Below are 26843 nucleotides of genomic sequence, written 5' to 3' on the forward strand. Positions count from 1 at the left end.
GGGCCTGGTGCGGCAGCACGGCCAGCCGGGGAAGGGCCGGGCGGAGATCGGGAAAATCCGCGACACCAAGACATCCGGAGAAGCTGCGTTGCTTCCGCGCCCCGCCGGGATCAGCCAAGGGGCAAAGGTGCTGTCGACCCCGTCCTTCGAAGTAGCAATGTTGCGCAGGACACAGTGCCCCGGATATCGTGGCATCGTCAGGCGGAACGATTCTGCAGTTCTGGCCGTCGCTCTAAAAATGGGCGAAATCCGGGCGCAATGCCCGAAGACGAATATGGCCATAATTCTTTTTTGCTGCATTCGAAAGTCACAAAAATGTCTACAGTTTCCGCTGCCGTTTCCCGCGCCCTTTTAACCTGCACCTCCGAGATCTTCGGGGTCATGGGGAACGGCAATGCCCATTTCCTTGACGCCGCCGTGCGCACCGGGTTCCGCTTCACCGCCGTGCGCCACGAAGCCGCCGCCGTCACCGCCGCAGATGCCTACTTCCGGATCACCGGAAAGCCCGCCATCGCCACCACCACCTACGGCGCGGGCTTCAGCAACGCGGTCACCCCGTTGGCCGAGGCCGCCAAGGCCCGGGTCCCGATGGTGCTGCTCACCGGCGACCAGCCCACCGCCGGCGCCCGTCCGTGGGACATCGACCAGAAGGCCGTCGGCGACGCCGTGGGAGCCAAGACCTTCGTGGTCGATGCCCGGCGCCCCATGGCCATTGCCCTAAAGGCCGTGGCCCACGCCCTGCGCGAGCGCACCGCGGTGGTCATCTCGATTCCCTACGACATCGTCGCCGACGAAGCCGCCGAGGAACAGGCCCCTGCCCTGGCGGACTTTGCCCTTGATCCCGGCTACCCGTCCGCCGCACCGCAACTGCTCGCACAGGCCGCCTCGGCCCTGAACGAGGCCAAGCGCCCGCTGGTGCTCTACGGGCGCGGGGCGCGCCTGGCCGGTGCCGCGAACGCGATCACCGCGCTCGCCGATTCCCTGGGTGCGCTGAGTTCCAGCACCGTCCTGGCGCCGAACCTGCTGGCCGGGCGCCACGGCGACCTGGGGATCACCGGCGGCTTTTCCTCGGAAGAAACCGCGGCACTGGTCCACGAGTCCGACGTGGTGCTGGTGCTCGGAGCGGGCCTGAACCAATTCACCACCCGTTTCGGGGAGCTGTTCAACGACGGTGCCCAGGTGGTCCAGGTCGATGTCGCGCAGGCAGCGACCAGCCCGCGGGTGGATGCCTTCATCCGGGCCGACGCCGCGGCGGTTGCGACCGCCTTGCTGCCGCTGGTGGCCCGGCGCGCGACCGGTGCGCGCTGGGTGGACCAGGCGGGAGACCGCCTGGCCCGGACCGGCGACCATGCGCCCGGGGATGAGACGGCGCCGGACGGGCTGCTCGACCCCCGCACGGTGGCCCGGGAACTGGATTCGATCATGCCGGCGGAGCGCGTGGTGGTGCAGGACGGCGGGCACTTCATCGGCTGGGGCCCGATGTACTGGAAGGTGCCGGGCCCGCACGCGCTGCACCTGGTGGGCACCGCCTACCAAAGCATCGGACTGGGCCTGGCCTCCGCGGTGGGTGCCGGGGCTGCAGCGCCGGATTCCACGGTCGTGCTGGCCAGCGGGGACGGCGGCTTCCTGATGGGGCTGGCGGACCTGGAATCGGTCATCCGCTCGGTGCGCAGCGGCATCATCGTCATCTACAACGACGCCGGCTACGGGGCCGAGATCCACCAGTACGGCTCGATCGGGCTGCACGAGGGGCCCATGCTGATTCCCGAGGTCGACTTCGCCGCCGTGGCCCGTGGGCTCGGCGCCCGGGCCACCAAGGTCCGCACCATCGAAGACCTCGCGGGCCTGCGGGACTGGGTCGCCGCCGGCGCCAACGGGGTGTTCCTGGTGGACTGCCGCATCTCCCCGGAGGTGCGCGCCCCCTACATGGAAGAGGTCCTTCAGGCCAACCGCAGGGCCGCCGAGGTGCGCCGCTGAGCCCGCTGCCGGCGGCTCCCCGCGGGGCCGCCGGATTCCGCCGGAAGAAAAACCGTTGAGTGGATAAATTATTGACCTACCGTCAAGTAGGTTCCGCGCCTAGGGTGGGAGGGTGCATTACCTGATCCGTACGGCCCTGGCCGCAGCAGCAGTGGGCGCATTGGCCCTCGGGGGAGCCGTCCCGGCGCAGGCCCGGCCCGTGACCGAAGTGAGGTCGAGCATCGTGCACCCCGACAGTGCGGCCACCGCGCCCATCCCCGATGGTTTCGACACCGTGGGGCCAAGGCTGCGGGTGGCAACCTTCAACGCCTCGCTCAACCGGCCCCAGCCCGGGCAGTTGGCCCTGGAACTCGAGTCGTTTGTCGACCCCCAGGCGCAGGCCGTGGCCGAGATCGTCCAGCGCAACGCCCCGGACGTGCTGCTGCTCAACGAGTTCGACCACGACGCCGAGGGTGCCGCCGCGGAAAGCTTCAGGGACAACTACCTGGCCCGCTCCCAGCGCGGACAGGCGCCCATCGACTACCCCTACATGTACCTGGCCCCCTCCAACACGGGCATCCCCAGCGGCGCCGACCTCGACGGGGACGGCGTCGTAGGCGGCCCGGCCGACGCGCTGGGCTACGGCGACTTCGAGGGACAGTACGGCATGGTGCTGTATTCGAAGTACCCCATCGACACCGCCAACGTGCGCACCTTCCAGAAGTTCCTGTGGAAGGACATGCCCGATTCCCGGCTGCCGACCCGGCACTACGACGAACTGGTCCGCGGCGTGCTGCGGCTGCCCAGCAAGTCCATGTGGGACGTGCCGGTCCAGGTCGGCGGCCAAACGGTCCACGTGATTGCCGCCCACCCCACCCCGCCGGTCTTCGACGGCCCCGAAAAACGCAACCAGGCACGCAACCACGACGAGATCCGGATGGTCAACGACTACCTCGGCGGCAGCGGCAGCTACATCTACGACGATGCGGGCAAGCGCGGCCCGCTGGCCCCGGGCAGCAACTTCGTGGTGCTCGGGGACCTGAACGCCGATCCGCGCTCCGGGGATTCCAGCCCGGAGGCCATCAGGGAGCTGCTGGAAAACCCGCTGCTGGTTGATCCGCTGCCCGCAGTGCCCCAGGCCGCGGGCGACCCGGTGCGCGGGCTTGCCGGGATCACGCGCGACGTGACGGGCACCGCCGACTTCGGGAGGGGAGGCGCCGGGGTGCTGCGCGTGGACTACGTCCTGCCCTCGGCGACGCTGCCGGTGCGCAGCTCGGGGGTCTATTGGCCCGCCGCCGGGCAGGACGGCGCCGACCTGGTATCCGGATGGCCGCCGGCCAGCAGCGACCACCGGCTGGTCTGGGTCGAGGTCTCGCTCGGGAACTAGGCGCGGCGTTCCGGGCCACGACGAACGGCCGCCACTTCCCCGCGGGGAGGTGGCGGCCGTTCGGCATTCGGGGCGGCCGGCGGGTCAGGAAACCCGGTGGTCGCCACGCTCCGCGTCCGCGGATTCCCCTGGCTGGACCCCGGCTCCGGGGGCCCCGGGGGCCGCCAGGCGCCGGGCGCGCCGCTGGGCCAGGGCGTTGAGCACCCCGATTGCCACCGTGAGCCCCAGGGTGGCAAGCAGCTGGGTGCGGCTGGCGGGGTCGAAGAGCGCCAGCACCACGATGCCCGCGAGCATCACAAGTGCCAGGATCGAGAGGTACGGGAAGAACGGCATCCGCACCGGCAGGTGGATGGACGGGTCCCGGTCCGCGCGGATGCGCAGGATCAATTGCGACACCGCGATGAACCCCCAGGTGACCAGCAGCGTGGAGCCCACGGCGTTGAGCAGCATCGGCATGACCAAATCCGGGGCCAGGTAGTTCATGACCACCGCGACCGTGCACAGGACCACCGAGGCGGTCACCGCGACGTACGGGGTGTTTCTGCGGTTGCGCACCTGGATGACCCTGGGTGCGATCCCGCGCTCGGAGAGCGAAAGCAACATGCGCGAGGCGGCATAGATGTTCGCGTTCATGGCCGAGAGCAGGGCGATGACCACCACCAGGGCCATGACCGAGTCGATCCAGGGGATGTGCGCGAAGGTGAGCACCGCGACGAACGGCGAGGCGGCAAGCTCCGGCGAATACCAGGGCAGCACCGAGACCATCACCAGGGCCGAGCCCACGTAGAACACCAGCACGCGGAACAGCACGCCGCGCACGGCCTTGCGGATCGAGGTGCGCGGGTCGTCGCTTTCGGCCGCGGCAATGGCCACGATCTCGATGCCGCCAAAGGCGAAGATGACCATCAGCAGCCCGGCGCACAGCCCGACCAGGCCGTTGGGCAGGAAGCCGTCGTGCGCCACCAGGTTGGACAGTCCCGTGGCCGCCACCCCGGGCACCAAACCTAGGATGATCGCCACGCCGATGCCCAGGAACGCCACGATCGCGGCCACCTTCAGGAAGGAGAACCAGTACTCGAACTGCCCGAAGCGCGCCACGTTCGCGAGGTTGACGGCGGTCAGCAGCACCACGAAGAGCAGCGACCAGGTGCCCTGGGAAACCCCGGGGAACCAGCCGCCGATGATGGCCGCGGCGCCGGTGGCCTCGGCGGCGATGACGATGACCCCCTGGATCCAGTAGAGCCAGCCGATGATCGCCCCGGCGTTGGGACCCATGGCCTTGGCGGCATAGACGGAGAAGGAGCCCGAGGACGGGTTCGCCGCGGCCATCTCGCCGAGCATGTTCATGATCAGGATGACCAGGAAGCCGGCCAGCGCGAAGGCCAGGATGATGCCCGGGCCGGCCACGGCAACGGCTTGCCCGGAGCCGATGAACAGTCCGGCGCCAATGGCGCCGCCCAGGCCCATCATGGTGATCTGGCGGGTGTTCAGGCTCGCGGTCTTGGGAGCCACGGCGTTGCTAGACATGGGCGGGGGCTTCCTGCAGTGCGGAGATGAGGGCGGTGGCGATGGTCTCGTTGGCCTCGGCGGACCCGATGGAGATCCGGATGCCTTCCCCGGGGAAGGCACGCGCCCAGATGCCGGAGGCGCGCAGCGCCGCATCCACGGCCCCGGTGTCCTCGCCGGTGGAAATCCAGATGAAGTTGGCCTGGGAATCGGTGGCGTTGATTCCGGCGTCGCGGAGCGTGGCCAGCAGGGTTTCGCGGGCGGCGACCAGGTTGTCGATGCGCACCTGCAGTTCGCCCTCGTGCTCCAGCGAAAGCACCGCGGCGCGCTGGGCCAGGGCGGTGACGCCGAAGGGGACGGCGGTCTTGCGGAGGTTCGCGGCGACCTCCGGGGGAGCCACGGCGTAGCCGATGCGCAGCCCGGCCAGCCCGTAGGCCTTGGAGAAGGTGTGCAGCACCGCGACATTGGGATAGCGGCGGAAGAAATCCAGGCCGATGGCCGAGCCCGGGTCGGTGTTGAAGTGGACGTAGGCCTCGTCGATGACCACCAGCACGCGGGCCGGGACCTTGGCCATGAAGGCATCGACCGCGGCGGTGTCCACGACGGTGCCGGTCGGGTTGTTCGGGTTGCAGATGAACACCAGCGCGGTGCGCTCGGTGATGGCCTCGGCCATGGCGGGAAGGTCGTGGGCACCGCGCGCGTCCAGCGGCACCGCCACCGGGGTTGCCCCGGCCACGTGGGTGAGGATCGGGTAGGCCTCGAAGGAGCGCCAGGCAAAGACGACCTCGTCGCCCGGGTTGGCGGTGGCGTGGATCAGCTGTCCTGCGACCTCGACCGAGCCGGCACCCAGGGCAATGGTGCCCGGCTCCACGCCGAGGCGTGCGGCCAGTGCGCCAACCAGCTGGGGGGCCGCGGCGTTGGGGTATTGGTTGATGGCGCCCAGTTCCGCGGCAAGCCCGCCGGCGACCGAATCCAGCGGCGGGTAGGGGTTCTCGTTAGAGGAGAGCTTGAACGCCTGCTGACCGGCACCCGGCGTGGCGCCCTGCTTGTAGGCGGGGATCGCGTGCAGGGATGTGCGCTGGACAATGCTCATGGTGGGGGGTGCCTTTCGAAAACAAGCTGCTCGCACGTCGCCGGTGACGTGACTCACAAAAGCTACGAAAACAAGCTCCGGCGGGTCAACCGCCCGGCAAAACACCGCACAACATGTACACAAGGTTCACTGTGCGTCGTGAATCACTGGGCATTGTGTCCAATGTTTTTTCTAGCCGCATTCAGCGTACCGCCATTGCGCTGCACGCCGTTTCGCGACCGCCCGCCGGGCTCGGGGGCGGGCTCGGGATTCCGGAGGGCTGCATCCCTCGCCAACGGGATGACCCGGTTCTCGAAGTGCGTTGCCAGCACGATGGAGGAGGCGGAGCGCCCCATGCCCTCGGTGGAGGAAATCGCATCGAGCACCCGCTGCAGGTCCGCCGTCGAGCGGGCGACGATCTTCACGAGGAAGTCGCTGGAGCCCGAGACGGTGTGCAGTTCGAGGATCTCGGGGATCTGCGCGAGTTTCTCCGCCATGCCGTCGTGGCCCAGGTTCTGCTGGATCCTCAGCGAGCAGAATGCCGTGACCGGGTAACCCATGGCCGCGGCATCGATGTGCGGGGCAATCCGGGTGATCACCCCGGACTCGTGCAGCCGGTTGAGCCGGTTCTGCACGGTGCCGCGGGCCACCCCCAGGCGCTTGGAGCACTCCATGACCCCGATGCCGGGAAAATCGGTGAACAGCTCGATCAGCGACACGTCCAACGAATCGATTCTCATGCGCCCCAGTATGCGATGCGGCTCACCGTCCGCGCGAATCGGGTGGCCCGGCACCGGTTACGGTGGAGGAATGGATGAGGGAATCTATTCGCGCCCGGCGCCGCAGCGTGAAGGCACCGACCTGGTCGTGGTGCTCCACGGGTACGGTTCGAACCCCGAACGCATGACGGGCTGGTTCGACGAACTTCCGCCGCACGCCACCGGCGTGGCACTGCGCGGCCCGATGGATGTGGGCGGGGGCTGCGGTTGGTTCCTGCTGGACTACTTCCTGGCCAACGACTTTGCCCAGGTCGTCGCCGCCGCGCAGCGGGTCTTCGACTGGCAGGACCGCCACGCCCTTGGCTACCGTTCGATCAGCGTGCTCGGGCATTCCCAGGGCATGGCCATGGCCACCACGCTGCATCGGCTGCGGCCCAAAACCTACAAGGCCCTCGTGGGCCTGAGCGGCTTCGTGCTCTCCAACGAACTGCTGAACCTCACGGACACGGTTCCCGAGCCCGGGGCCGCGATCCCGTGCTTCTGGGGACGGGACCCGCGCGATGTGGTCATCAACCCGGACGCCATCGCCCACACGGACCAATGGCTGGCGGGCAACACGGCGCTGACCGCACGCACCTACCCGGAGATGGGGCACGGGTTCGGGGCGGACGAACGCCGCGACGTGCGCAACTTCCTCAAGCACTACCTGGCACCCTGACCAGGCCTGCGCCTGGCGGGGGCGACAAGCAGGATCAACCGGATGGTTGATCCGGGCGGGAACGCTTCCGGGCAGAGTTGGTGGTGGGATGCGGCAAGGCCCGGGCCCCTCGGGTCCTGCCGGCACAACCATCGCCTGCCCGGGCACCTGCGACAAGGAAGAACACTCTCATGATGCGCCTGCTCTACACCGCCTTTGCCTTTGGAGCCACCGGGGTCCTTTCGGGCCTGTACTACCGGGAGCTGACCAAGGCCAACGACTTCATGGACCGCTCGGCCTCCCAGCTGCCGTTGGTCCACACGCACCTGCTGGTGCTCGGCTTCGTCTTCCTGCTCATCGTGCTGGCGCTGGAGAAGCTCTTCGCCATCACCGCCGCCGCCCCGCGCGCCTTCACCTGGTTCTACTGGCTGTGGACGCTCGGCGTAGCGGTGACCGGAGGGATGATGCTGGTGAAGGGGACGCTCGTGGTGCTGGGCGCCGACGCCAGTTCGGCGGCCTTCGCCGGGATCGCCGGCCTGGGACACATCTCGCTGGCCGTTGCCGTGCTGTTCGTGTCCCTGCGGGCGGCGCTGAAGAAGGCCGAGGCCGTCGGCCCGGTTGCGCCGGCGCTCGCCGGTCGCTGAGGGGACGCCAAGCCGGTTGCGCCCGCGGCGCGGCGCCTTCCGCCGCGGAAACCCGCCGCGCCACGGGCTTGCCGCAGGGCGGGCGGTGCGGTTGCCAGCATATGCCCAGCGAAAATACGTTTACGGCGACCGGCCCGGTGCCCATAGAGTGGGGGCAGGATGAAAAAGAACCCGATTACCTCCACTGTCATTGGCCCGGACGGCAAGCCCAAGCCGGGAGTGCAGGGCGCCATCATGAAGGCCGTTGGCGTGCAGCGCCCCATGGTCCTGGCCTACCTGCGGCGGATGCGGCGCAAGAACCCGGACCGGAGCGCGGCGGAACTGGCCAAGCTGGTCGAGCGCGACTACCTGCTCACCATCACCGGCTCCGGTGCTGCGGTGGGTGCCACCGCGGCCATCCCCGGCGTGGGGACCGTCGCGGCCCTGGGGTTTTCGGCCGCTGCAACCGTGGCCTTCCTCGAGGCCAGCGCCCTCTACGCCCAATCACTGGCGGAACTTCACGGCATCACCACCGAGGACCCGGACAAGGCCCGTCTCCTGGTCATGGCGATCCTGCTGGGCGACGAGGGCAGCTCGATGATTTCGGCCCTGACCCACCAGGCCGCAGGCCACGGCGCGGGACCCGTCAAGGGATGGGCGGCAATGTTCGGGACCAACAAACCCTCCAGCCTGGTCTCGACGCTGCAGGGAACCATCCAGCGGACCTTCCTGAAGAAGATGTTCGCCACCCAGGGTGCTTCGATGCTTGGGCGGATGGTCCCCTTTGGCATCGGCGCGGCGGTTGGTGGCTTCGGCAACCGCTTCCTGGGCAAGAAGGTCATCGAGGCCGCGGGCCTGGCCTTCGGCACCCTGCCGACCACCATCCCCGGGCAACTGGTCAGCGAGGGCGAACGGCGCGAGGCCATGGCCGAGGTCGAGGCCGGCATCGAGGCCGAACGCCTGCGGCGCGGAACGAGCCTGGAAGCCGGCGAGACGCCTTAACGCAGCAGCGCGTTGGCCACCGTGAAGATGGCCAGGCCCGCCAGGGAGCCCACGACCGTGCCGTTGATGCGAATGAACTGCAGGTCCCGTCCCACCTGCAACTCGATCTTTTCGCTGGTTTCCCGCCCGTCCCAGCGGGCCACGGTCTCGGTGATCAGCGAGGTGATCTGCCCGCGGTAGTTCTCCACGACGTAGCCCACGGCGTTGCCCACCCACCCGTTGACCTTCGCCGCGAGCTGCGCGTCGTCGCGCAGCCTGGCGCCGAGGTCGCGGATCGCCGCAATCATGGATCGGCGCAGTTCCGATTCCGGGTTTTCCATGGAGTCGATTAGGCCGGCCTTGATCGAGGACCAGCTGGTGGCCGCAAGATCACGCAATTGCGCATCCCCCAGCACCGAATGCTTCAAGGCCTCGACCTTGGCGATCATTTCGGCGTCGTCCTGCATGTCGGTGGCGAATTTCTCCAGCCACGCATCGATGCTCAGCCGCATCGGGTGGTGCGGGTTCTCGCGCACGGCACGGACGAATTTGTGCAGCTCGCGGTGAAGCTTCTCGCCCAGCAGGGTGTCGACCATCGCCGGCACCCAGGAAGGGGAACGCTCGGCGACCAGGGACACGATCATGACGCGGTTGCCGTCGACCCACTGCTCGGCGCGTTCGGCCAGCAGGTCCACCGCGGGTTTGTGGTGCCCGTCGGCGACCACGCGCGCCATGATCCGCCCCAGGGTCGAGGACCACTCTGGGGCGAGCATGTGTTTCTTGGCCAGCGACTCCAGCAGGGCCAGCACGTCGCGGTCGTCCAAGACCTCCAGCACCGCCCGGGCCACCGTGGAAACCTCCTGGGAAACCCGGGTGGCCGCCTCGTCCTTGGCGAGCCACGTCCCGACGCTGCGCGAGACATCGAATTGCTGCAGCTTGGCGTCCACGACCTCCCGGGAGAGGAAGTTTTCCTGCACGAACTGGCCCAGGCTTTCGCCGATCTGGTCCTTCTTGCGCGGGATGATCGCGGTGTGCGGGATCTTGAGCCCCATCGGGTGTTTGAACAGGGCGGTGACGGCGAACCAGTCGGCCAATGCGCCAACCATTCCGCCCTCGGCCGCCGCCCGCACGTACTCCAGCCACGGGTAGCTGTGCTGCAGCGCGAAGGCCACGGCGAAGATCACGGCAAAGACCGCCAGCAGGGAGGTGGCCAGGCGTTTCATCTTGCGCAGCGCGACCGCCTTGGCGGCATCGTTTGCTGCGGCAAGGCCGAATCCTGTCGATGTCATGGGTGCGGCTCCCTTGGCCTGGGCGTGCGGGTGGGACAGGGTTCCAACGATAGTTCACTAAGCCACAGGCGCGGGAAGCGGCACGGATGCCGTGCCCGGCGGTAGCGTGAAAGGCATGAGAACCCTCGTCTATGCCCACCGCGGTTCGTCACAGGCCTACGCGGAAAACACGCGCGCAGCCTACATGCAAGCCCTTGCTGACGGGGCGGACGGCATCGAGTGCGACATCCACCTGAGCTCGGACGGCTTCGTGGTGTGCCACCACGACCCCACGGTCGATAGGACCTCGGACTCCAGCGGGCGGGTAGGGGAAAAGACCCTGTCGGAGTTGAAGGCACTGGATTTTTCGTCCTGGAAGAACCCGGCGATCCCGGCGGCCTACGGGGGGCTGCACGAGCAATTGGTGACGCTGGGTGAACTCGTCGGGCTCCTGCAGGATGCCGGCCGTCCCATCGGCCTGGCCGTGGAGATCAAGCATCCAAGCCCCTTCGGCAGGCGGCTGGAGGAGGCGATGTTCGAGGAGCTTTCGGCCCTGGGTTGGGACGCGGAGACCTCCGCGCTGGGCAACATCCAGGTCTCCTTCATGAGCTTCGACCCGGATTCGGTGCGGTACCTGATGGAACGGGTGTCCCCGGACCACGTCTGCCAACTGGTCACCGAGGTCGACGAGGAGTGGATCGATGAGCTGGTCAAGGCCGGGGAAACCGACAGGGCCGGCGTGGCCGCGGTGCTGGCCCGGGCCATGACCGCGGGGGTCGACCTGCTTGGTTCCGGGGTGCCGCAGCTCGCCGGCCCGGGCGTGGCCTACATGCGCAAGTACCCACAACTGACCGATGCCTGGCTGGCCCGCGGGGCGATACTCCGGGTGTGGACCGTCGATGACCCGCAGGACGCCAGCTACCTCGTGAAGCGCGGGGTCGCCCAACTCACCAGCAACGTTCCCGCGGCCATCAAGGAACACCTCGGCCTGAACGGGTGCCCGGGAGCCGAAGCGTAGGCTGGCATTCGTGGAACCACAAACAAGCGCATATTTCTCCGACACCTACCTCTTCGAGACCGAAACCGTCGTCATCGCCGCCGGGCACACCGATGCCGGCGAAGCGTGGATCGCGTTGGGCCCGAACATCTTCCACCCGCGCGGCGGGGGACAGATGGAGGACGCCGGCACGGTCGATGGCCGCGAAGTCACAGTGGCTCGCCAAGGGAACGGCCTGGTGGTCCTGTCCGGCGAGGAACTGCCCGGGCTCGGGACCACGGTGCACGCCGCCGTGGATCCCGGCACCCGCTTGCTGCATGCCGCCCTGCACACCGCCGGCCACTTGGTTGGATTCCTGGGCGAGGAGCGGGGCTGGCGGCACAGCGGGCACAGCCACTTCCCCGGCCAGGCCCGCCTGGACTTCCACCCCGAGTCTGTCGCCGAGGACCTCGGCGACCCGGACACCCGTGCCGCGGTTATCGCGCAGCTCCAGGCGCGGATGCAGGAACTGATCGACACCCGGGCGCCGGTCACCAGCAGCATTGACGCCCACGGGATCCGCACCGTGGCGATCGCCGGGGTCAACGCCGAACCGTGCGGCGGCACCCACGTCAGCGACCTGGGTGCCTTGAAGGGTGCCCGGATCCTGGAGGCCAAGATCAAACGCGGCGCACTGAAGGTGCGCTACGAGGCCACCCACGCCTAAGCCCGGGCCACAGGCAACCGCAGACCACGATGCACGCGGCGGCATCGGCGATGGCTAAGCTTGATGCCGTGCCATCCCTCATGACTCCAGCAACCAAGATCGGTTCATCCATTGCGGTTGCCACGGGCCTTTATGCGATTTCCTACGGCGCGCTGGGCGTTGCCGCAGGGTTGAACCTCTGGCAGGTAATGGCGCTGAGCCTGTTGATGTTCACCGGGGGCTCGCAATTCGCCTTCATCGGGGTGATCGCCGGCGGGGGTTCCCCGGGGGCGGCCTTTGGCGCGGCCACGCTCCTGGGCGTAAGGAATGCCGTCTACGGCATGCAGATCAAGGCCATGCTCAGACCGAACGGACTGAAAAAGCTGCTGGCCGCGCAGGTGACCATCGACGAATCCACGGCCACCGCCGCCGGGCAGAGCGACCCGGCCGAACAGAAACGCGGTTTCTGGGTCGCGGGAATCGGCGTATACGTCTTGTGGAATATCTTTACCGTCGCCGGGGCCCTGCTTGGCGACGCGCTGGGAGACCCCAAGGCCTGGGGCCTTGACGGTGCCGCGGTGGCGGCGTTCCTGGGGCTGCTGTGGCCCCGCCTGAAATCGGCCGAACCGGTTGCCATCGCCACGGTGTGCGCATTGGCCACCGTCCTGGCGATCCCGCTGGTCCCGCCGGGTGTGCCGATCCTGGTGGCGGCCCTCGTTGCGGGCGTGTGGGGCTACTTCGGGCGGGGACCGGCAACGGAGGGGCTCGAACCGGATGTCGAGCCGCGCGCAACACGTGGGGAGTCCGAATGAGCGAATTGTGGTGGTGGATCCTTGCCGGCTGCGCGGCAGCCTACGGCATCAAGCTCCTGGGCTACCTGGTCCCGGAAAAGATCCTTGAAAACGAGAAGATGACCCGTGCCGCGGGGACCTTGACCATCGGCCTGCTGGCATCACTGACCATCGTCAACACCGTGGCCAGCGGAACCGCGGTGGCATTCGATGCGCGGGTGGCGGCCCTGCTTGCCGCCGGCGTCGCGCTGCTGCTGCGCGCCCCGTTCCTCGTGGTGGTCATCGTCGGCGCAGGGGCCGCGGCCCTGGCTCGCTACCTGGGTTGGGGCTAGGACCCTTGCCCCGGGGCGCTGGCAAAAACCAGCGTCGAATAGGTGTTGCCCGGCTCCAGGGCGATTGACACGAAGCCCGGACGGGCCGTGCCCGTGACGAAGACGTCCACCGTGGCAACCTTCCGGTCGCATGGAACCGCCAACAGGTTGCCGTGTTCCAGCTCCAGATGCAGCGTCCCGGACCCGGCGCACACGGCCATCAACGTCAGCCGGGTTCCCTCGTAGCGCCCCAGCTTGGCGGTTGCCTTGACCGTCGCCCGGTCGGCCGACCCCATGCCCATCAGAACCTGGGCCTCGCCGGGAACAAGATCCATGAGGTCCTCCAAGGCGTCGCTCGGGGATGCCCGCGACGGGACAAGGGGCCCGGCGGAGCAGCCGCCCAGCACACCAAGCAGCACCGCGGCCGCTCCGATCCTCAGAAATGCCCCCATGTCTACCGTCTCCCAAGTATTTTCCGGTTGGGCTTGAGCCTTGCAGAGCCCCCGGCGCTTGGCAAGGAAAACAACAACGGATCTCCTTGCATGTCGTGTTTCCGGCGCCGGCAAGTGACATGTCGGTGCCGCGGTGGCACAGTGGAAGCATGATTGTTGCCTTCTCTGTCGCCCCCAGCACCGACAACACCGACGGGTCCGTCCACGAAGCCGTGGCCGCCGCCGTCAAGGTCGTCCGGGACTCCGGCCTGCCCAACTCCACCTCCTCGATGTTCACGGAACTCGAAGGCGAATGGGACGAGGTCATGGACGTCGTCAAGCGGGCCACCGAAGCCGTTGCCGCCTACGGTTCCCGGGTATCCCTCGTGCTCAAGGCCGACATCCGTCCCGGCTACACCGGCGAGCTGACCGGAAAGATCGAGCGACTGGAAAAGGCCATCAACTCACAGGAGTAGCAAACATGGATACCCCAGCTGCCGTGCCCGGCCCGGCCGACGTCGACAAGTACATGGTGGAAAAACTGCTCGCCCCGGAACCGGAAATGGCGAAGGCGCGGGAACGCGCCCACGCCGCCGGGTTGCCGCACATCGAGGTCAGCGAGGTGCAGGGCAAGTTCCTGATGCTGCTGGCCCAGATCGCCGGTGCCAGGCGGGCGCTGGAAATCGGCACCCTGGGCGGGTATTCCACGACCTGGCTGGCCCGCGGGGTCGGCCCCGGCGGCCATGTGACCACCTGCGAGTACGAGCCGTTGCACGCCCGGGTGGCCGCGGACAACCTTGCCGCGTGCGGGGTCGAGGACCGGGTCGACATCCGCATCGGCGCGGCCCTGGACACCCTCGATGCCCTGCTGGCCGAGGGCGGCGAACCCTTTGACTTGATATTCATCGATGCGGACAAGGAAAACAACGGGCACTACATCGAGTTGGCCATCGCGCTGGGCCGCACCGGAAGCGTCATCGTGGTGGACAATGTGGTGCGCGAGGGCGCGGTGCTGCGGCCCGGGGATCCGCTCTCCGAGGCCGGGCGGATGGTCAACGGCGTGCGGCAGGGGATCGATGTGCTCGGCTCCAACCCGCGGCTCGACGCCACGGCACTGCAGACCGTCGGGGCCAAGGGCTGGGACGGCTTTGCCCTGGCCGTCGTCCGCTAGGAAGCCCGGCAGGCAACGGCCCCGGGGCGGGGCTGATTCGGGGTGCCCGCTCCTTTCGTCGCGGCGGCCGCCAAGCGCATAAGCTTGCCCCTGTGACTACCGATCCCTGCACCATCCGACTTGCCGTGCCCGAAGACATTCCCGCAGCCCTCGAAATGAAGCTCGCATCCTGGGAAGAGGCCTATGGCAGCCAGCGCCCCGCCTCCTTCTTCGCCAACGCCCGCGCGTCGCTGGAGCAACAGGCCGACTGGTGGACCCGCGGCCTGGCCCAGGGCGCCGAGCTGTGGATCGCCACCAGCGCATCGGGTGACGTCGTTGGCGTGGCCGGTGGCGGGCCCGCGGCGGACGACGACGCGGACACGCAGGTCGCCATCGAACTGCAGGTCCTCTACGTCCTGGCCTCGCACCACGGCACCGGACTGGGCGAGCGCCTGATGGCCGCCGCGCTGGGGAACCGCGACGCGGTGCTCTGGGTGCTTGAGCACAACCCGCGTGCCCGCCGGTTCTACGAGAAGCACGGCTTCGTCGCCGACGGCCGCGTCGAGGCATTGGTCGACGACTGGGCCGGGCTGAACGAGCTGCGCATGGTCCGCCACGGTGCCGACCGTGGCTAAGGGCAGGAACAAGGGATCCCGGAACAACGCCCCGGTGGCGCCCACCTCCCTGGCCGCACCGACCGACGGCCCGCTCGAGGGCATCTACCCCATCGACACCGGCACCGCGGAACTGGAACGGGACCCGTACTCGCCCACCGGCTGGCTGCTGCGCATCAACGACGTCCCCTCCTCGCACGTGGATTTGGCCGACCCCGGGCACCTGGACTTCGAATACATGCGGTGGATCGCGGCCCTGATCCGTTCGCGCTTTGTCCCCTCGCAGATCGAGGCGGCGGGGCACAAGCTGAGGGTCCTGCACCTGGGCGGCGGCGCCTGCTCGATGGCGCGCTGGGCCTCGGACACCTACCCCAACGCCCGCCAGGTCGTCGTCGAACTGGACGGCAAGCTCGCCGCACTGGTGCGTGCCTGGTTCGACCTGCCGCGCGCACCGCTGCTGCGGATCCGCGTGGGGGAGGCCGGGGCCGTGCTGGCCACGCTCACCGACGCCACCCGCGACCTGCTGATCCGCGACGTCTTCGCCGGGGACCAGACGCCCAAGGACCTGACCACCCTGGCGTTCACCGCGCACGCGGCCCGCGTGCTGGACGCCGACGGGCTGTACATCGTCAACTGCGGGGACACCCCGGCCTTGGAAAACGCCAGGCGGGAGGCCGCCACCATCGGTGCTGTCTTCAAGCACGTGGCCATCGTCGCGGACCCGACCATGCTCAAGGGCCGGCGCCACGGAAACGTCATCATCGCCGGATCGCATGCGCCGATCCCCGCCGGGGCCGGGTTCATCCGCGAACTGCTCGGCGGCGGGGTCCCGGCCCAGCACTGGGACGATGCCACGGTGCGCAACTTCGCGCGCCACTCCACCGCGCTCTAGACCGGCCCGGCCCCTGGCCTCGCCGGAGGGTGGCCGCCCGCCGCCCGCTATAGGCTTGGGTTCCGCGACCGAACCGCGGCGGAACCGGTTTCGCCGCACGACCCACCCATCTTGAGCAGGAGCCACGCACCGCGATGAATACCCCGGCAACAATTTCCTTCACGCGTGAGGGAGAGGAACGCAGCGCCCGCTGGTCCTCGGCCAACGACGCGGCCGCGCCCCGCAGCATCCAGGTCGTCGACGACGCACTCGGCGCCGACGAGGCCTACCGGCTGGCCGCGGCGGGCACCGGCCTGCTCTTCACCGGGGACTACCACAACGCCCGCCAGCTGCTCGGGGCGATCGCCCGGCGCATCCCCGACGGAACGCGGGCCAAGCCCAAGCGCAACGCCGCGGAACCCACCACCGCCGAGCGCTTCTACAAGTACCGCCAGGCGCGCACCCAGCGCGCGCGGGTGCTGGCAATGCTGCTGGTCCCGGTGGATCCGGGACCCGTGGTCCCGCTGCGCCGCGCCCCCGACGTCTCCGAGGCCTGGCTCAACGCCTTCGGCCCGGTCGACGAACCCACCGTGGTGTCCCTGCAGGAACTGCTCGGGGCCATCGGCGCCCAGCAGTGGCGGGCCACCGGGCTGCACGTTCCGGCCCTGGGCGCGAGGATCCACCCGCACTACGGCACCTTCGCCCCGGTGCGCGGGGAATACCTGGACCTGGTGGCACGCGCGGAACTTCCGGGCACCGCGCTGGCCTTCGACATCGGCACCGGCACCGGGGTGCTGGCAGCGATCCTGGCCCAACGCGGCGTCGGGCAGGTCACCGGCACCGACTCGCAGGCCCGGGCCGTGGCCTGCGCCAACGCGAACCTCGAGGCTCTGGGCCTGTCCGGCAGCGCCACCGCCATCGTGCAGGACATGTACCCGCAGGGCAAAGCGGACGTGGTGGTGTGCAACCCGCCGTGGCTGCCCGGGACCCCGCAGACGCTGCTGGACTACGCGGTCTACGACCCGAAATCGGCCATGCTGCGTGCGTTCCTCAGGGGCCTGCCGGCGCACCTTTCCGAGGGCGGGCAGGGCTGGCTGGTCATTTCCGATCTGGCCGAGCGCCTGGGGTTGCGCACCCGCGAACAATTGCTGGGGTGGATCGAGGAGGCCGGGCTGGTGGTGCGCGGGCGCGATGACACCGTACCGTCGCACGGCCGCGCCGCCGACGCGTCCGACCCGTTCCACGCCGAACGCTCGGCCGAGGTCACCTCGCTGTGGAAGCTCGAGGCCAGGTAGCCGCACGAACGCGCCGGGGAGACAAAAGAAGCGGGCCGCGGGGAGGATTTCCTCCCCGCGGCCCGCTTCCGTGCAGGCGGTGTCCAATGCCGCGGGCTAGGCGCCCATTGCCTGCTCGATGACGCCGATGCCGAAGAACAGCACGAAGGCGGCGGCAACTGCCCACATCAGCGGGTGCACCTCGCGGGCGCGACCCTGGATGGCCCGGATGAACACGAAGGACACGAAGCCGGCCCCGATGCCGTTGGCGATCGAGTAGGTGAAGGGCATCAGCACGAAGGTCAGGAACGCGGGGATGGCCACACCCATGTCGTTCCAGTCGATCTTCGAGACGTGCGAGATCATCATGAAGCCAACGACCACCAGGGCCGGGGCTACGGCCTCGAACGGGACCAGGTGGATCAGCGGGGTCAGGAACATCGCGGCCAGGAACAGCACTCCGGTGACGATGGAAGCCAGGCCGGTGCGGGCGCCCTCGCCGATGCCGGCACCGGACTCCACGTAGATCTGGCTGGAGGAAGCCGAAGCGCCGCCGCCCACCACGGCACCCATGGCGTCGACCAGCAGCACCTTGTCCACGTCAGGGATGTTCCCGTCCTTGTCCACGGAGCCGGCCTCATTGGCCAGGCCCACCATGGTGCCCATGGCGTCGAAGAAGATGGACAGCAGGATCACGAAGGCCAGCAGCAGGGCTGCGGTCACGCCGAGGTTCTGGAAGGCGCCGAAGATGTTGGCCTGCCCGATCAGCGAGAGGTCCGGCAGCGCCCAGTTCGGCATCGAGGGGGCCACCAGCGACCAGCCCTGCGGGTTGGCGGTGGTGCCGTCGAAGGACGGGCCGATCTTGAACACGGCCTCGAGGACGTTTGCCAGGACGGCGGAGACGATGATGCCGATGAGGATGGCGCCCTTGGTCTTGCGCACGACCAGGGCGATGGTCAGCAGCAGGCCGACGATGAACACCAGGATGGGCCAGCCGACCAGCGTGCCCTCGAAGCCCAGGCCGACCGGGACGGTGGTTCCGGCGGCATCCGGGATGCGGCGCACGAAGCCGGCGTTGACCAGCCCGATCAGCGCAATGAACATGCCGATGCCGACCACGATGGCGGACTTGAGGCTCGCGGGCACGGCGTTGAACACCGCGGTGCGGAAGCCGGTGAGCACCAGCACCAGCATGGTCAGGCCCGAAACGATGACAAGGCCCATGACGTCGGGCCAGGTGAGCCCGGGGTTGGTTGCCACGGTCACGGCGATGAAGGCATTGACGCCCAGCCCGGTGGCCATGGCGAAGGGGTGCCGGGCCCAGGCACCCATCAGGATAGTCATGATGCCGGCAACCAGTGCGGTGGCGGCGGCGACCCGGGCCGAACCCAGGGAGTCGCCGTTGGAATCCGCACCGGCAAGGATCAGCGGGTTCAGCACCACGATGTAGCTCATGGCAAAGAAGGTGGCAAAGCCGCCACGGATTTCTCTGGAGTAGTTGGATCCGCGTTCGGAGACCTTGAAGTAACGGTCCAGACGCGAAACTTTCGTCTTTTCGAGGAGGGAGTTTTCCTGTGAGGGCATGGGGGAAGTATAGTTCGGTTTTACGCCGCTAGGCGAAAAAACAAGGGAGAAATGCGCCACGCTCGGCAACAGATAGACCCACGTCACACTGTGGTGAACAATGGAAGCACGGGACCTCGTACGGGGAAGCCCGCGAGGACCCAGACCGTGACGCGTAGGAGTGAAGACGATGAGCGAAAACAACAGGCCCGAGGGTGACGCCGAGGTCATCGAGGGAATCGTTGTCGGTGTCGACGGTTCGGACCAGGGCCTTTGCGCCCTGAAGTGGGCCGCACAGGAAGCCAAGCGGCGCGGAAGCATCCTGAACATCGTGACGGCCTACACGATCCCTGTCTTCGCCGCCTCGTCCATGGATGCAGGCTATGCCACGCTGGACGACCAACTGATCCGCAACGGCGCCGAGGAAGTCGTCCGCCAGGCGCGTGCCACGATCACCGACACGGACATCACGGTGCGTACCTACATCGAGTCCGGCGACCCGGCCGGGGTGCTGCTGGACCTGAGCCGGCAGGCCGAGCTGATCGTGGTCGGCACCCGGGGCCGCGGCGGATTCGTCGGAAGGCTGCTCGGATCGGTTTCCAGTGCACTTCCGGCCCACGCCAAGTGCCCGACCGTCGTGGTGCCGCTGTGCGTTGCCAAACGAGAGGAAGGCGACGTCCAGGTCCAGGACCGCATCGTCGTCGGCGTGGACGGATCGGACCGGGCGCGCCTGGCCGTGCTCGTTGCCGCCGAGCTGGCCGCCACCCGCGGACTGACGCTGCGCGTGGTCTGTGCACTGGCCCCGATCAGCGGCGCCCTGGCCTGGATGCCGGCAACCGTCGACCAGGAAGCCGTCACCGCCGACGTGCGCCACCAGATGGGCATCGGCAAGGCCTGGCTGCAGAGCCTGTTCCCGGGCCTGGAAATCGAGACCGACGTGATCGACGGCGCCCCGGTGGAAATCCTGATCCGTGAATCCCAGACCGCCAGGCTGCTGGTGACCGGCTCACGCGGCCGTGGAGGCTTTGCGGGGATGCTCCTGGGCTCGACCAGCCAGGGTGTGCTGCACCACTCCAAGGGCCCCGTGATGGTGGTTCCCGACGGGGACGACCCGCGGCTGGCTTCTCGCCAGGAGTTCGAGGACAGGGCCAACGGCCTGTAGGCCGATTCCCGTCAGATGAGTGAGGGCGCTGCAACCAAGGGTTGCAGCGCCCTCACTCATGGTGGGCCGGCTTGCTTCGTGCCTAGTAGCGTCCCGCGTAGGGATGCAGGTTGTTGACCCAGCTCAGCGGGGTCACGGAGATGCCGCTGTTGGGGTTGCGTGCATGCAGGACCTGTCCGTCGCCCAGGTAGATGGCGACGTGGTAGAACGAATTGCCGCCGTTGGACGAAGAGAACACCAGGTCACCCCGGCGCAGCTGGCTGATGGGCACCTTGGTCGGGGCCGCGGCGTACTGCTGCGAGGAGCTCCGGGGCAGGCTGATTCCCGACTTGGAATAGGCCGCCTGCGTGAATGACGAACAGTCGTAGAAGTCCGGGCCGTTGGCGCCGTACCTGTACTGCTTGGATTCGTCATTGGCGATCATGCGGCCCCAGGCGAAGGCGGCGTTGTAGTTGCGTGACGACTGCGGTGCCGAAGCCTCGGGCTCGGGCTTGGGCTTGATCGATTCCTTCGGGGCCTGCGGAGCGATTGTTGGTGGCTTCGGCTTCGGCTTGGCCGTTTCCTTGGGCGCTTCGGGCTTGGCCGTCTCCTTGGGCTTGGGAGCCGGCTTGGGTGCCTGCGTCGCCTCGGGTTTGGGCTTGGCCGTTTCCTTGGGCTTGGGGGTTGGTTTGGGTGCCTGCGTCGTCTCGGGCTTCGGGGCAGGGGTCGACTCGGGGGCCTTGGGCGGAACCGCGACGGTCAGCTGGGGGGCCTTGGGCACCGAGGCCTTGGGGACCAGGGTTTGCCCCTGCGGGCGCTCGGTGGGAACCTTCGGCGGGGCGGCAAGAGGCTTGACCTCAGGCGCCTTGCTTTGCCGGATCTCCATCGGCTTGGCCTGCGGCGCGTTGTCCATCAGCTCCTGGAGCTTCTTGGCTTCGGCCGCCGCTTCCTTGGCGGCAATGCGCTCGGCTTCCTTGGCCGCGTCGACCTCGTGCAGGAAGGCCAGCTGCCCAATGAGCTGCTCACGGAGCTGTTCCTGCGGCGCGATGGAATCCTGGTAGCTGGAAAGAGTGGTGGTGGCCTCGGCAGCCGCGGTGCGCTGGGCGGCGGTGGCCTCGTCGGCGGCTTCCGCGGCCGCCGCTGCATAGTCCTGCCACGCCGTCCACAGTGCTGCTGCGTCCTCGGCATTGCTCACTGCCATGGTGCGGTTGGCGCTCAGGGCGTCCAAGGTGGAGGCCTTGTACAGGACGTCGTTGTCCTTGCTGTCCTCCAGCAGGGTCACCACGCCGGGGTTGACGCCGCCGTTGCGGTACAGGTCCGAGGCCAGTGCCCCGACATCCTTTTTGCTCGAAAGCAGGAACTCGGTGGCCTTCTCTGCCTCGGTCTTGGCTTCGTCGGCCGCTTGGGTGCGTTCGGCCACGAGCTGGTCCGCATCCAGCAGGATGTCCTGGGCGTCCAAGGCGGCGGCCTCGGCGGTGATGATGCGCTGGCGGCCTGATTCGATTTCGGATTCAAGCTGATCGACCATGGCGCTGAGGGCCTCGGGATCCGACTTGGCTGCTTCCAGCTGGGCTTGGGTAGGCAGCGCGGTGCCCACGGTGTGGGGCTGTGCTGCGATACCGATGGTGCTTGCTGCGTTCAGCGTTGCCGCTGCGGCGGGGAGTCCGCCAGTAAAGCACGTGGCTGCCAATGCAATTGAGCAGGCGGCGACGCCCAGTGTTTCCCTGATTGCCATGCCGTGTTGATCCTTACCGCGCGATCGGTTTGCAAGTCTCGCAACCAATGCGAGAAATACGGCCTGAACGGTGCGGCCTGATCGCTGCTTCCTATAGCACCCTATGGGATACCTATTCACACTGGCAACAGCAGCCACATCAATAACTTCAATTACAACGGTGTAATTATTCCTTAATTCGACCTTAATATGCAGGCCATTCCGAGACAACGCCCCGCACCGAAGCCATGTTGTCCAAGGTCAGTGCGGGGTGTCGCCGGACGCCGCCAAGCGGTTCCGATCAGTAGCGGCCTGCGTACTTGTAGATATTGCGCATGCCCGCATAATTCAACCTGGTTACGGAAATACCGGCCTTTGGGTTGCGGGCATGGGCGATCTTGCCGTTTCCGACGTACATGGCCACATGGTAGAAGGACCGGCCGCGGTTGGACGACCAGAACACCAGGTCACCCTTCTTCAGCTTCGACAGCTTCACCTTCTTGGGCGCCGCCTGGTACTGGGCGCTGGAGGTGCGCTTGAGCTTCTTCCCGGCCTGCGCAAATGCCTTGCCCACGTAGCCGGAGCAATCGAAGTACCGCGGGCCGGTGGCGCCATAGCGGTACTTGTACTTGTTGTTCTTGGCGATTTTCTTGGCCCACTCGACGGACTTCTTGATTCGGGCCGTCCGCGTCATTTTTTTGGTGGGAACCTGGATAGCGGCGGTGGCCACGGAGGCGGTGCCGAGCGCGCCGACGGCCACCTGGGTGCTTTCGAGCGTCTCTGGATCCAGCGCCGGATCATTCACCGGTTCGGCGACGTCGGATTCGGAGTCCTCCAGCGCGGCGATGAGTTCGGCCTCCTCGCGGGATTCGGACACCCTGGCAAGCCGCGCACTTTCTCGGGCAACCGAGGTCTTGCGCAGCGCCGCGGACGCCTCCACCAGATCCTCGTGCTTGGCATTGAGCCGCAGCTCGGCCTGGTCGAAGAGCCGCTGGGCGGTGTGGGCGAGCCTCGCGGACTCCAGCTGCTGGACCAGGGCCTGGCTCCGGCCCAGGGTTGCCAGGGAGGTTCCGGCCAGGGAAGCTGCGGTGGTCCGGTCTTGCGTGGCGGCCTCTTCCGCGGCCACGGCGTTCTCCGTGGCCTCAAGTGTTGCCGCCTCGGCGTCTTGGAGGGCCGCGCGGACGGTGGCCAGCTGCTTCTCAAGGGCCTCTGTGGTCTTCGCGGGGGAGAGCTGGGCGGCTGCCATGGACTTGGTGATGGCGGCCAGCAGGCCCGGATTGAGCTGTTCGGGGGCCGCAGCGTGGAGCTGTGTGGTCCGGCCGGCAGCTGGTGCCGGTGCACTGCTGGCGGTCAGCGCGCCGGAGGCAATGAGTGCTGCGCTGGTCACGACGACCACGCTTTTGAGGATGGACATGAAGGGGGTTCCTAACCGCCTTGCAGTCCAACCAGGTGCTTGATTCGTGGCCGGGCAACCCGAAGCAGGATGGGCCTGCCGGGGTCAATTAGCGAAAATGGTCACGGGCTGTACTGCATCCCCAAGATGAAGGTGGGAGTGTGTGGGGGTGGCTTATGCAACGAATGCATAACGATAATGCGGGAGCTTTTGGGGTTTGTCGAGCCCCGCCTAGCGAGAAGCGGTGATTATGGGCGATTTCCGAGACCGTTTCGTTACATTGCGGATTGCCGAAACGCCGGGCTGGCCGGGGGCGATGCGTCAACGGGCCGAGGTCGGGGAAAGCCGCAGGAAATTTTTCGAGCGAAACCGCCCGTCAGCCCCAACCGAGCTCGTGCAGCCGATCATCGTCGATGCCGAAGTGGTGGGCGATTTCGTGAACGATCGTGATGCCAACCTCTTCGACCACCTGCTTTTCCGAGGAGCATATTTCCAGGATTGCATCCTTGAAGATCGTGATGCGGTCCGGCATCGCCCCGGCGCCCCATCCCGAGTCACGCTCGGTCAGGGCCGTCCCCTCATAGAGGCCAAGTAGTTTGGTTCCAGGGTCTTCGCCCGGCAACGGCTTGTATGCGTCCTCGATGAAGATGGCGACGTTTTCCATCATCGAAAGCAGGGCCTTCGGGATCTCGTCCAGGGCGCGCTCGGCCACAAGCTCAAATTCATCGTCGGTCATTTCGTACCCCATGCTTTGCACTCTACCGAGCGCAACTCCCGGCGGGGCAAGCGGTTTGGTGAGGTGGGACGTCGAAATCAGGGTGATGCGGGTCGCATCTTGCGCTCTCGATCGGTTCGTTTTGCGCGGCGGGAAATTTACCTCTATAGTTGTTTGAGTCCACTGCTGCGGAGAAATTCACGGTAGAGGTTCCTGGCCCCCATCGTCTAGCGGCCTAGGACACTGCCCTTTCACGGCAGCGGCACGGGTTCGAATCCCGTTGGGGGTACGCATGAAATGCGGATTTTGCACGAGCGAAAAGCTCTGGTAGAGTTCTTGTCTTGTGAGCGAGGGAGACTTCGCGAGTAAGGCCCTGTAGCGCAGTTGGTTAGCGCGCCGCCCTGTCACGGCGGAGGTCGCGGGTTCAAGTCCCGTCAGGGTCGCTTTGGTTTTCTGGTTCGCCGGAGGATCTCGGTGATCATCTTGCCTGATGATGCCAGGCTCTGTAGCTCAGTTGGTAGAGCGTTCGACTGAAAATCGAAAGGTCACCGGATCGACGCCGGTCGGAGCCACCATCTAAAACCCTCTTGGAAACAAGGGGGTTTTTGCTTTAACAAGAATCGCGGCCAGCGACGCCCGCTGCTGACAGCTTGTAGGCCTAGAGGCACAAATGTATGTCTGCCCCGTATCCGGCCCCGAGAGCGGCGGAGTCCCTGCCCACCTGACAATTCTTGCGATATGCGTCACGTTCAGTTGTAGGCTGGGGACGTACGCCGAGTGCCGTGTGGCGAGCGCAGAGAGGACCGGAACCGTGGATCATGAACTGACGGTGCACAACCTGCCCGAAACGGAAGCCAGCGGAACCACAAGAATCACCGACCTTGCCGTGGCAAAGGTTGCAGCCGCCGCGGCCCGCGCAATTCCGGGAGTGCATTCCCTGGGATTGGGCACCTCGCGGGCGTTGGGTGCCCTGCGCGGTGCGGTGGGATCGCCCCAGGAGCCGGCCCACGGGGTCAGCGTCCAAGTGGGGACCCGGCAAGTTGCCATCGACCTGGTGCTCACGGCGAACTACGGGGTCCGCCTGCACGACCTGGCCGGCGCGGTGCGTGAAGCGGTATTCAATGCCGTCCAGGACCTAACCGACTTCGAGGTCATTGAGGTCAATATCGAAATCGGCGATGTCCACATTCCCGTCTCCGTTGCGGGATCCGAGAAACGTCGCGATGCGACTGTGGAGGAACAGGCATGAAACCCACACTGATTGGTGCGCTCCTGGGAGCCATCTTGGCCTGGGCGGCGCTGGCCCACGGTCTGGGCGGGTTCCTGCTCATGGCTCTGTTCATGGCGATCGGCGCCTTGGCTGCCCGGGTTGCCGGCGGACGGGTCGACATGCGTGCGATCCGGGACGCGCTGACCGGTCGACGATCCTCGTCATGAGCCAGCAGCCCCCTGCCACGCTGCGCGATCCGGGGGTTCCCCCGCGCGCGGGCTACACCAGGGTCAGCGCCCAGGCGCTGGCCGGCACGGCGCGTGCGGTGGCGGCCGATGCCTTTGGTGTCGATCCGTCCCTGGTGAGGGCGTTCCTGCGTGACGACGCCGGATACCTGGCCTTGTTCATCCAGCTGCCCGTGCCGCTCACGGATGCCGGCGGCATGGCCCGCGGCACGGTGCTTGGCCGGGTGCGCGAGAAGCGCGCGGGCATCGGCGAGCAATTCACCGCACTTACCGGTTCCCTGGTCAGCCGAGTGGATGTGCGCGTCACCGGCATCGTGGACCAGACCCAGGGGAGACACTGATGCCGGAGCAGCCAGGGGGAATCCGTGAGCGCGAGTTGACCAGCGGGCGCTCTCCCGCAGCGATCGCCGCGGCCGCGTTGGTCATCCTGGTGTGCCTTTATGCCCTCTTTGAAGCGGCACTCAAGGCCCTGGGGCAGGAGCCTCTGGTGGCCACCCCGGAAACCTGGTGGCTCTGGCTTTCCACCCTTCCTGGGAGCCTGCCGCCTGCCGGGCTGGCGGCCATCGGACTGGCCTCGGCCCTGTTTGGCCTGCTGCTTCTGGTGCACGGGCTGCGCCGCGGAAGGCGCGCACGGCACGCCCTGGCCTGTGAGGATGCAATCCTCATTGTCGACGACCAGGTGTTGGCCGCCTCGCTGGCCCGCCGGGCACGGGCGGAAGCCGGCGTCGGCCCGGGGCAGGTGCTGGTCACGGTGAACGGCGAACGCGTCGAGGTGCAGCTCAGCCCGACATCGGGCACCCCGGTCAACCCGGCTGCGGTCGTTGCCGGCCTGGAGGACGAGCTGCGGCTGAACCTGGTGGAACCGGCTCCGAGGGTCTACCTGCGGGTTGCCGAACGCGGGGTGGTCGGGCAATGAACCGGACCCCGAGACTTCTCAACAGGATGGTCCTGTCCTTGTTGGGCCTGCTGCTGCTGGCCGGCGGCCTGAACGCGCTGCTGGTCGCGATCTCCGAGGGCTACGCCCGCGGATGGCGGAACGTGGCCTCGGGTCTCGGCGCGTGGTTCGACGCGATGCTGGCCGAGACCACCTTGCCGGGCCAAAAGGACTCCTGGCTGTGGATCGTGGTGGCCGCCTTGCTGATTTGTGCCATCCTGGTGATGCTGTGGTGGATTGCCGTCCAGGGCAGGGGCCGGGGCGGCGACTACCTGTCCACGTACATTCCCGATGAGTCCATGCCCGGCCGGGTGGAAATCTCCCAGAGCACCGTGGAACAGGCGCTGCGCCACTTCCTGGGCCGGCGCGGCGACGTGGTCTCGATCAACGTCAGTGTGTGGGAGTTGGGTCCCGAGGCCGGGCTGCGCATCAAGGTCCAGCCCCGCAAGGGAACCGCCCCGGGGGCGCTGGGCAGGGATGTCGCCACCGCGGCGCGGCTCGCCCAGGCCGCCCTGGGCGTTGGCGGGCCCGTGCTCATCTACCTGGTGGTGGGCACGCGCTCCCGCTTTGCGCGGTCCGAACGCGTCTTGTGACC

The 26843-nt window shown here is 67.6% G+C and carries 29 protein-coding genes and 3 tRNA genes; 23 read left to right on the top strand and 9 right to left on the bottom strand.

The window, feature by feature from the left end:
* The first annotated feature begins 315 nt into the window (after positions 1 to 315).
* Together FPY90_RS14945 and FPY90_RS14950 are read left to right on the top strand one after the other, a co-directional pair.
* Positions 316 to 1977 carry a thiamine pyrophosphate-binding protein gene (locus tag FPY90_RS14945; protein WP_498681829.1) on the top strand — a complete coding sequence of 554 codons (1662 nt, stop codon included), beginning with the start codon at positions 316 to 318 and terminating at the stop codon, positions 1975 to 1977.
* A gap of 112 nt (positions 1978 to 2089) precedes the next feature.
* The gene (locus FPY90_RS14950; RefSeq protein WP_083411179.1) at positions 2090 to 3343 is read left to right on the top strand and encodes an endonuclease/exonuclease/phosphatase family protein; all 1254 of its coding nucleotides are present in this window, start codon (positions 2090 to 2092) and stop codon (positions 3341 to 3343) included.
* 84 nt (positions 3344 to 3427) lie between these two features.
* Here FPY90_RS14950 and FPY90_RS14955 read toward each other — a convergent pair whose 3' ends face one another.
* The 3 genes from FPY90_RS14955 to FPY90_RS14965 form a co-directional block, all read right to left on the bottom strand.
* The gene (locus FPY90_RS14955; protein WP_498681831.1) at positions 3428 to 4870 is read right to left on the bottom strand and encodes an amino acid permease; all 1443 of its coding nucleotides are present in this window, start codon (positions 4868 to 4870) and stop codon (positions 3428 to 3430) included.
* Entirely contained in the window at positions 4863 to 5942 is a 1080-nt protein-coding gene (gene hisC / locus FPY90_RS14960; protein WP_498681832.1) for a histidinol-phosphate transaminase, read from the bottom strand. Before hisC ends, FPY90_RS14955 begins: the two co-directional genes overlap by 8 nt.
* Positions 5943 to 6085: 143 nt before the next feature.
* Positions 6086 to 6661 (bottom strand): Lrp/AsnC family transcriptional regulator, encoded by a 576-nt coding sequence (locus FPY90_RS14965; protein WP_498681834.1) that lies wholly within the window; start codon positions 6659 to 6661, stop codon positions 6086 to 6088.
* Positions 6662 to 6731: 70 nt separating this feature from the next.
* Between FPY90_RS14965 and FPY90_RS14970 the strand changes: the two genes are divergently transcribed.
* The 3 genes from FPY90_RS14970 to FPY90_RS14980 all read left to right on the top strand — a co-directional run bounded on the left by FPY90_RS14970 (position 6732) and on the right by FPY90_RS14980 (position 8962).
* Positions 6732 to 7358 (top strand): alpha/beta hydrolase, encoded by a 627-nt coding sequence (locus FPY90_RS14970; protein ID WP_071214572.1) that lies wholly within the window; start codon positions 6732 to 6734, stop codon positions 7356 to 7358.
* Positions 7359 to 7528: 170 nt separating this feature from the next.
* Complete coding sequence (locus tag FPY90_RS14975) at positions 7529 to 7981, top strand: DUF2871 family protein (protein WP_498681837.1); 453 nt, start codon at positions 7529 to 7531, stop codon at positions 7979 to 7981.
* Positions 7982 to 8140: 159 nt separating this feature from the next.
* Positions 8141 to 8962: a hypothetical protein gene (locus FPY90_RS14980; protein ID WP_498681838.1), complete on the top strand. Its 822-nt coding sequence runs from the start codon at positions 8141 to 8143 to the stop codon at positions 8960 to 8962.
* Here FPY90_RS14980 and FPY90_RS14985 read toward each other — a convergent pair.
* Positions 8959 to 10230 carry a DUF445 domain-containing protein gene (locus tag FPY90_RS14985; protein WP_307580431.1) on the bottom strand — a complete coding sequence of 424 codons (1272 nt, stop codon included), beginning with the start codon at positions 10228 to 10230 and terminating at the stop codon, positions 8959 to 8961. The two genes, FPY90_RS14980 and FPY90_RS14985, sit on opposite strands and share 4 nt — an antisense overlap.
* Positions 10231 to 10345: 115 nt before the next feature.
* On the opposite strand from FPY90_RS14985, the gene FPY90_RS14990 reads away from it, so the two are divergent.
* The 4 genes from FPY90_RS14990 (at position 10346) to FPY90_RS15005 (ending at position 13014) form a co-directional block, all read left to right on the top strand.
* Positions 10346 to 11227: a glycerophosphodiester phosphodiesterase gene (locus tag FPY90_RS14990; RefSeq protein WP_307580430.1), complete on the top strand. Its 882-nt coding sequence runs from the start codon at positions 10346 to 10348 to the stop codon at positions 11225 to 11227.
* A gap of 10 nt (positions 11228 to 11237) precedes the next feature.
* Positions 11238 to 11912 (top strand): alanyl-tRNA editing protein, encoded by a 675-nt coding sequence (locus FPY90_RS14995; protein WP_071214577.1) that lies wholly within the window; start codon positions 11238 to 11240, stop codon positions 11910 to 11912.
* Positions 11913 to 11992: 80 nt separating this feature from the next.
* Positions 11993 to 12703: an AzlC family ABC transporter permease gene (locus tag FPY90_RS15000; protein ID WP_071214578.1), complete on the top strand. Its 711-nt coding sequence runs from the start codon at positions 11993 to 11995 to the stop codon at positions 12701 to 12703.
* On the top strand, positions 12700 to 13014 hold the full coding sequence (locus FPY90_RS15005) for an AzlD domain-containing protein (protein WP_498681840.1): 315 nt from the start codon (positions 12700 to 12702) through the stop codon (positions 13012 to 13014). Before FPY90_RS15000 ends, FPY90_RS15005 begins: the two co-directional genes overlap by 4 nt.
* Here FPY90_RS15005 and FPY90_RS15010 read toward each other — a convergent pair.
* Positions 13011 to 13445, bottom strand: a complete 435-nt coding sequence (locus FPY90_RS15010) for a hypothetical protein (protein ID WP_071214580.1) — start codon at positions 13443 to 13445, stop codon at positions 13011 to 13013. The two genes, FPY90_RS15005 and FPY90_RS15010, sit on opposite strands and share 4 nt — an antisense overlap.
* A gap of 149 nt (positions 13446 to 13594) precedes the next feature.
* Here FPY90_RS15010 and FPY90_RS15015 point away from each other — a divergent pair, with 149 nt between their 5' ends.
* The 5 genes from FPY90_RS15015 to FPY90_RS15035 all read left to right on the top strand — a co-directional run bounded on the left by FPY90_RS15015 (position 13595) and on the right by FPY90_RS15035 (position 17354).
* On the top strand, positions 13595 to 13900 hold the full coding sequence (locus tag FPY90_RS15015) for a thiamine-binding protein (protein WP_071214581.1): 306 nt from the start codon (positions 13595 to 13597) through the stop codon (positions 13898 to 13900).
* Between the two features lie 5 nt (positions 13901 to 13905).
* Positions 13906 to 14595: an O-methyltransferase gene (locus FPY90_RS15020; protein WP_071214582.1), complete on the top strand. Its 690-nt coding sequence runs from the start codon at positions 13906 to 13908 to the stop codon at positions 14593 to 14595.
* A 92-nt stretch (positions 14596 to 14687) separates the two neighbouring features.
* The gene (locus tag FPY90_RS15025) at positions 14688 to 15209 is read left to right on the top strand and encodes a GNAT family N-acetyltransferase (RefSeq protein WP_498681844.1); all 522 of its coding nucleotides are present in this window, start codon (positions 14688 to 14690) and stop codon (positions 15207 to 15209) included.
* Positions 15202 to 16080, top strand: coding sequence for a spermidine synthase (locus tag FPY90_RS15030; RefSeq protein WP_217641886.1), 879 nt, complete (start codon positions 15202 to 15204; stop codon positions 16078 to 16080). Before FPY90_RS15025 ends, FPY90_RS15030 begins: the two co-directional genes overlap by 8 nt.
* A gap of 134 nt (positions 16081 to 16214) precedes the next feature.
* Positions 16215 to 17354 carry a methyltransferase gene (locus FPY90_RS15035; RefSeq protein WP_498681845.1) on the top strand — a complete coding sequence of 380 codons (1140 nt, stop codon included), beginning with the start codon at positions 16215 to 16217 and terminating at the stop codon, positions 17352 to 17354.
* Positions 17355 to 17450: 96 nt separating this feature from the next.
* Here the strand turns inward: FPY90_RS15035 and FPY90_RS15040 are convergent, their stop codons facing one another.
* Positions 17451 to 18917, bottom strand: a complete 1467-nt coding sequence (locus FPY90_RS15040; RefSeq protein WP_071214585.1) for an NCS2 family permease — start codon at positions 18915 to 18917, stop codon at positions 17451 to 17453.
* A gap of 169 nt (positions 18918 to 19086) precedes the next feature.
* Here FPY90_RS15040 and FPY90_RS15045 point away from each other — a divergent pair, with 169 nt between their 5' ends.
* Positions 19087 to 20058: a universal stress protein gene (locus FPY90_RS15045; RefSeq protein WP_307580414.1), complete on the top strand. Its 972-nt coding sequence runs from the start codon at positions 19087 to 19089 to the stop codon at positions 20056 to 20058.
* An 82-nt stretch (positions 20059 to 20140) separates the two neighbouring features.
* Here the strand turns inward: FPY90_RS15045 and FPY90_RS15050 are convergent, their stop codons facing one another.
* From FPY90_RS15050 to FPY90_RS15060, 3 genes are all read right to left on the bottom strand, one after another.
* Positions 20141 to 21772, bottom strand: a complete 1632-nt coding sequence (locus FPY90_RS15050) for an NlpC/P60 family protein (RefSeq protein ID WP_498681847.1) — start codon at positions 21770 to 21772, stop codon at positions 20141 to 20143.
* Between the two features lie 280 nt (positions 21773 to 22052).
* Positions 22053 to 23165, bottom strand: a complete 1113-nt coding sequence (locus FPY90_RS15055; RefSeq protein ID WP_498681848.1) for a C40 family peptidase — start codon at positions 23163 to 23165, stop codon at positions 22053 to 22055.
* Positions 23166 to 23520: 355 nt separating this feature from the next.
* Positions 23521 to 23892 (bottom strand): metallopeptidase family protein, encoded by a 372-nt coding sequence (locus tag FPY90_RS15060; protein ID WP_498681850.1) that lies wholly within the window; start codon positions 23890 to 23892, stop codon positions 23521 to 23523.
* 183 nt (positions 23893 to 24075) lie between these two features.
* Here FPY90_RS15060 and FPY90_RS15065 point away from each other — a divergent pair.
* From FPY90_RS15065 to FPY90_RS15100, 8 genes are all read left to right on the top strand, one after another.
* A tRNA-Glu gene (locus FPY90_RS15065) sits at positions 24076 to 24148 on the top strand.
* Between the two features lie 80 nt (positions 24149 to 24228).
* Positions 24229 to 24302: transfer RNA gene (locus tag FPY90_RS15070), tRNA-Asp, on the top strand.
* A gap of 56 nt (positions 24303 to 24358) precedes the next feature.
* Positions 24359 to 24434 (top strand) — tRNA-Phe (locus FPY90_RS15075).
* Between the two features lie 236 nt (positions 24435 to 24670).
* A complete protein-coding gene (locus FPY90_RS15080; protein WP_071214590.1) occupies positions 24671 to 25108 on the top strand; it encodes an Asp23/Gls24 family envelope stress response protein in 438 nt (145 codons plus the stop codon).
* Positions 25105 to 25296 (top strand): hypothetical protein, encoded by a 192-nt coding sequence (locus tag FPY90_RS15085; protein WP_071214591.1) that lies wholly within the window; start codon positions 25105 to 25107, stop codon positions 25294 to 25296. Before FPY90_RS15080 ends, FPY90_RS15085 begins: the two co-directional genes overlap by 4 nt.
* Positions 25293 to 25655, top strand: a complete 363-nt coding sequence (locus FPY90_RS15090; protein WP_071214592.1) for a hypothetical protein — start codon at positions 25293 to 25295, stop codon at positions 25653 to 25655. The genes FPY90_RS15085 and FPY90_RS15090 overlap by 4 nt, the downstream gene beginning before the upstream one ends.
* Positions 25655 to 26230 (top strand): hypothetical protein, encoded by a 576-nt coding sequence (locus tag FPY90_RS15095; RefSeq protein ID WP_498681854.1) that lies wholly within the window; start codon positions 25655 to 25657, stop codon positions 26228 to 26230. Before FPY90_RS15090 ends, FPY90_RS15095 begins: the two co-directional genes overlap by 1 nt.
* Before the next feature lie 26 nt (positions 26231 to 26256).
* Positions 26257 to 26841, top strand: a complete 585-nt coding sequence (locus FPY90_RS15100) for an Asp23/Gls24 family envelope stress response protein (RefSeq protein ID WP_498681856.1) — start codon at positions 26257 to 26259, stop codon at positions 26839 to 26841.
* Positions 26842 to 26843 lie beyond the last annotated feature (2 nt).

The sequence above is a fragment of the Arthrobacter sp. C2 genome, assembly GCA_024207135.1.
Lineage (GTDB): Bacteria > Actinomycetota > Actinomycetes > Actinomycetales > Micrococcaceae > Paeniglutamicibacter.

Excerpts from the sequence above, each read along its gene's own strand:
- FPY90_RS14965 (WP_498681834.1), bottom strand. The coding sequence starts at position 6,661 with ATGAGAATCGATTCGTTGGACGTGTCGCTGATCGAGCTGTTCACCGAT.
- FPY90_RS14955 (WP_498681831.1), bottom strand. The coding sequence starts at position 4,870 with ATGTCTAGCAACGCCGTGGCTCCCAAGACCGCGAGCCTGAACACCCGC.
- FPY90_RS15055 (WP_498681848.1), bottom strand. The coding sequence starts at position 23,165 with ATGTCCATCCTCAAAAGCGTGGTCGTCGTGACCAGCGCAGCACTCATT.
- FPY90_RS15050 (WP_498681847.1), bottom strand. The coding sequence starts at position 21,772 with ATGGCAATCAGGGAAACACTGGGCGTCGCCGCCTGCTCAATTGCATTG.
- FPY90_RS15045 (WP_307580414.1), top strand. The coding sequence starts at position 19,087 with ATGAGCGAAAACAACAGGCCCGAGGGTGACGCCGAGGTCATCGAGGGA.
- FPY90_RS15085 (WP_071214591.1), top strand. The coding sequence starts at position 25,105 with ATGAAACCCACACTGATTGGTGCGCTCCTGGGAGCCATCTTGGCCTGG.
- FPY90_RS15040 (WP_071214585.1), bottom strand. The coding sequence starts at position 18,917 with ATGCCCTCACAGGAAAACTCCCTCCTCGAAAAGACGAAAGTTTCGCGT.
- FPY90_RS14980 (WP_498681838.1), top strand. The coding sequence starts at position 8,141 with ATGAAAAAGAACCCGATTACCTCCACTGTCATTGGCCCGGACGGCAAG.
- FPY90_RS15090 (WP_071214592.1), top strand. The coding sequence starts at position 25,293 with ATGAGCCAGCAGCCCCCTGCCACGCTGCGCGATCCGGGGGTTCCCCCG.
- FPY90_RS15020 (WP_071214582.1), top strand. The coding sequence starts at position 13,906 with ATGGATACCCCAGCTGCCGTGCCCGGCCCGGCCGACGTCGACAAGTAC.
- FPY90_RS15100 (WP_498681856.1), top strand. The coding sequence starts at position 26,257 with ATGGTCCTGTCCTTGTTGGGCCTGCTGCTGCTGGCCGGCGGCCTGAAC.
- FPY90_RS15035 (WP_498681845.1), top strand. The coding sequence starts at position 16,215 with ATGAATACCCCGGCAACAATTTCCTTCACGCGTGAGGGAGAGGAACGC.
- FPY90_RS15010 (WP_071214580.1), bottom strand. The coding sequence starts at position 13,445 with ATGGGGGCATTTCTGAGGATCGGAGCGGCCGCGGTGCTGCTTGGTGTG.
- FPY90_RS15060 (WP_498681850.1), bottom strand. The coding sequence starts at position 23,892 with ATGGGGTACGAAATGACCGACGATGAATTTGAGCTTGTGGCCGAGCGC.
- hisC (WP_498681832.1), bottom strand. The coding sequence starts at position 5,942 with ATGAGCATTGTCCAGCGCACATCCCTGCACGCGATCCCCGCCTACAAG.
- FPY90_RS14975 (WP_498681837.1), top strand. The coding sequence starts at position 7,529 with ATGATGCGCCTGCTCTACACCGCCTTTGCCTTTGGAGCCACCGGGGTC.
- FPY90_RS15000 (WP_071214578.1), top strand. The coding sequence starts at position 11,993 with ATGACTCCAGCAACCAAGATCGGTTCATCCATTGCGGTTGCCACGGGC.
- FPY90_RS14970 (WP_071214572.1), top strand. The coding sequence starts at position 6,732 with ATGGATGAGGGAATCTATTCGCGCCCGGCGCCGCAGCGTGAAGGCACC.
- FPY90_RS14990 (WP_307580430.1), top strand. The coding sequence starts at position 10,346 with ATGAGAACCCTCGTCTATGCCCACCGCGGTTCGTCACAGGCCTACGCG.
- FPY90_RS15015 (WP_071214581.1), top strand. The coding sequence starts at position 13,595 with ATGATTGTTGCCTTCTCTGTCGCCCCCAGCACCGACAACACCGACGGG.
- FPY90_RS15005 (WP_498681840.1), top strand. The coding sequence starts at position 12,700 with ATGAGCGAATTGTGGTGGTGGATCCTTGCCGGCTGCGCGGCAGCCTAC.
- FPY90_RS14985 (WP_307580431.1), bottom strand. The coding sequence starts at position 10,230 with ATGACATCGACAGGATTCGGCCTTGCCGCAGCAAACGATGCCGCCAAG.
- FPY90_RS15095 (WP_498681854.1), top strand. The coding sequence starts at position 25,655 with ATGCCGGAGCAGCCAGGGGGAATCCGTGAGCGCGAGTTGACCAGCGGG.
- FPY90_RS14945 (WP_498681829.1), top strand. The coding sequence starts at position 316 with ATGTCTACAGTTTCCGCTGCCGTTTCCCGCGCCCTTTTAACCTGCACC.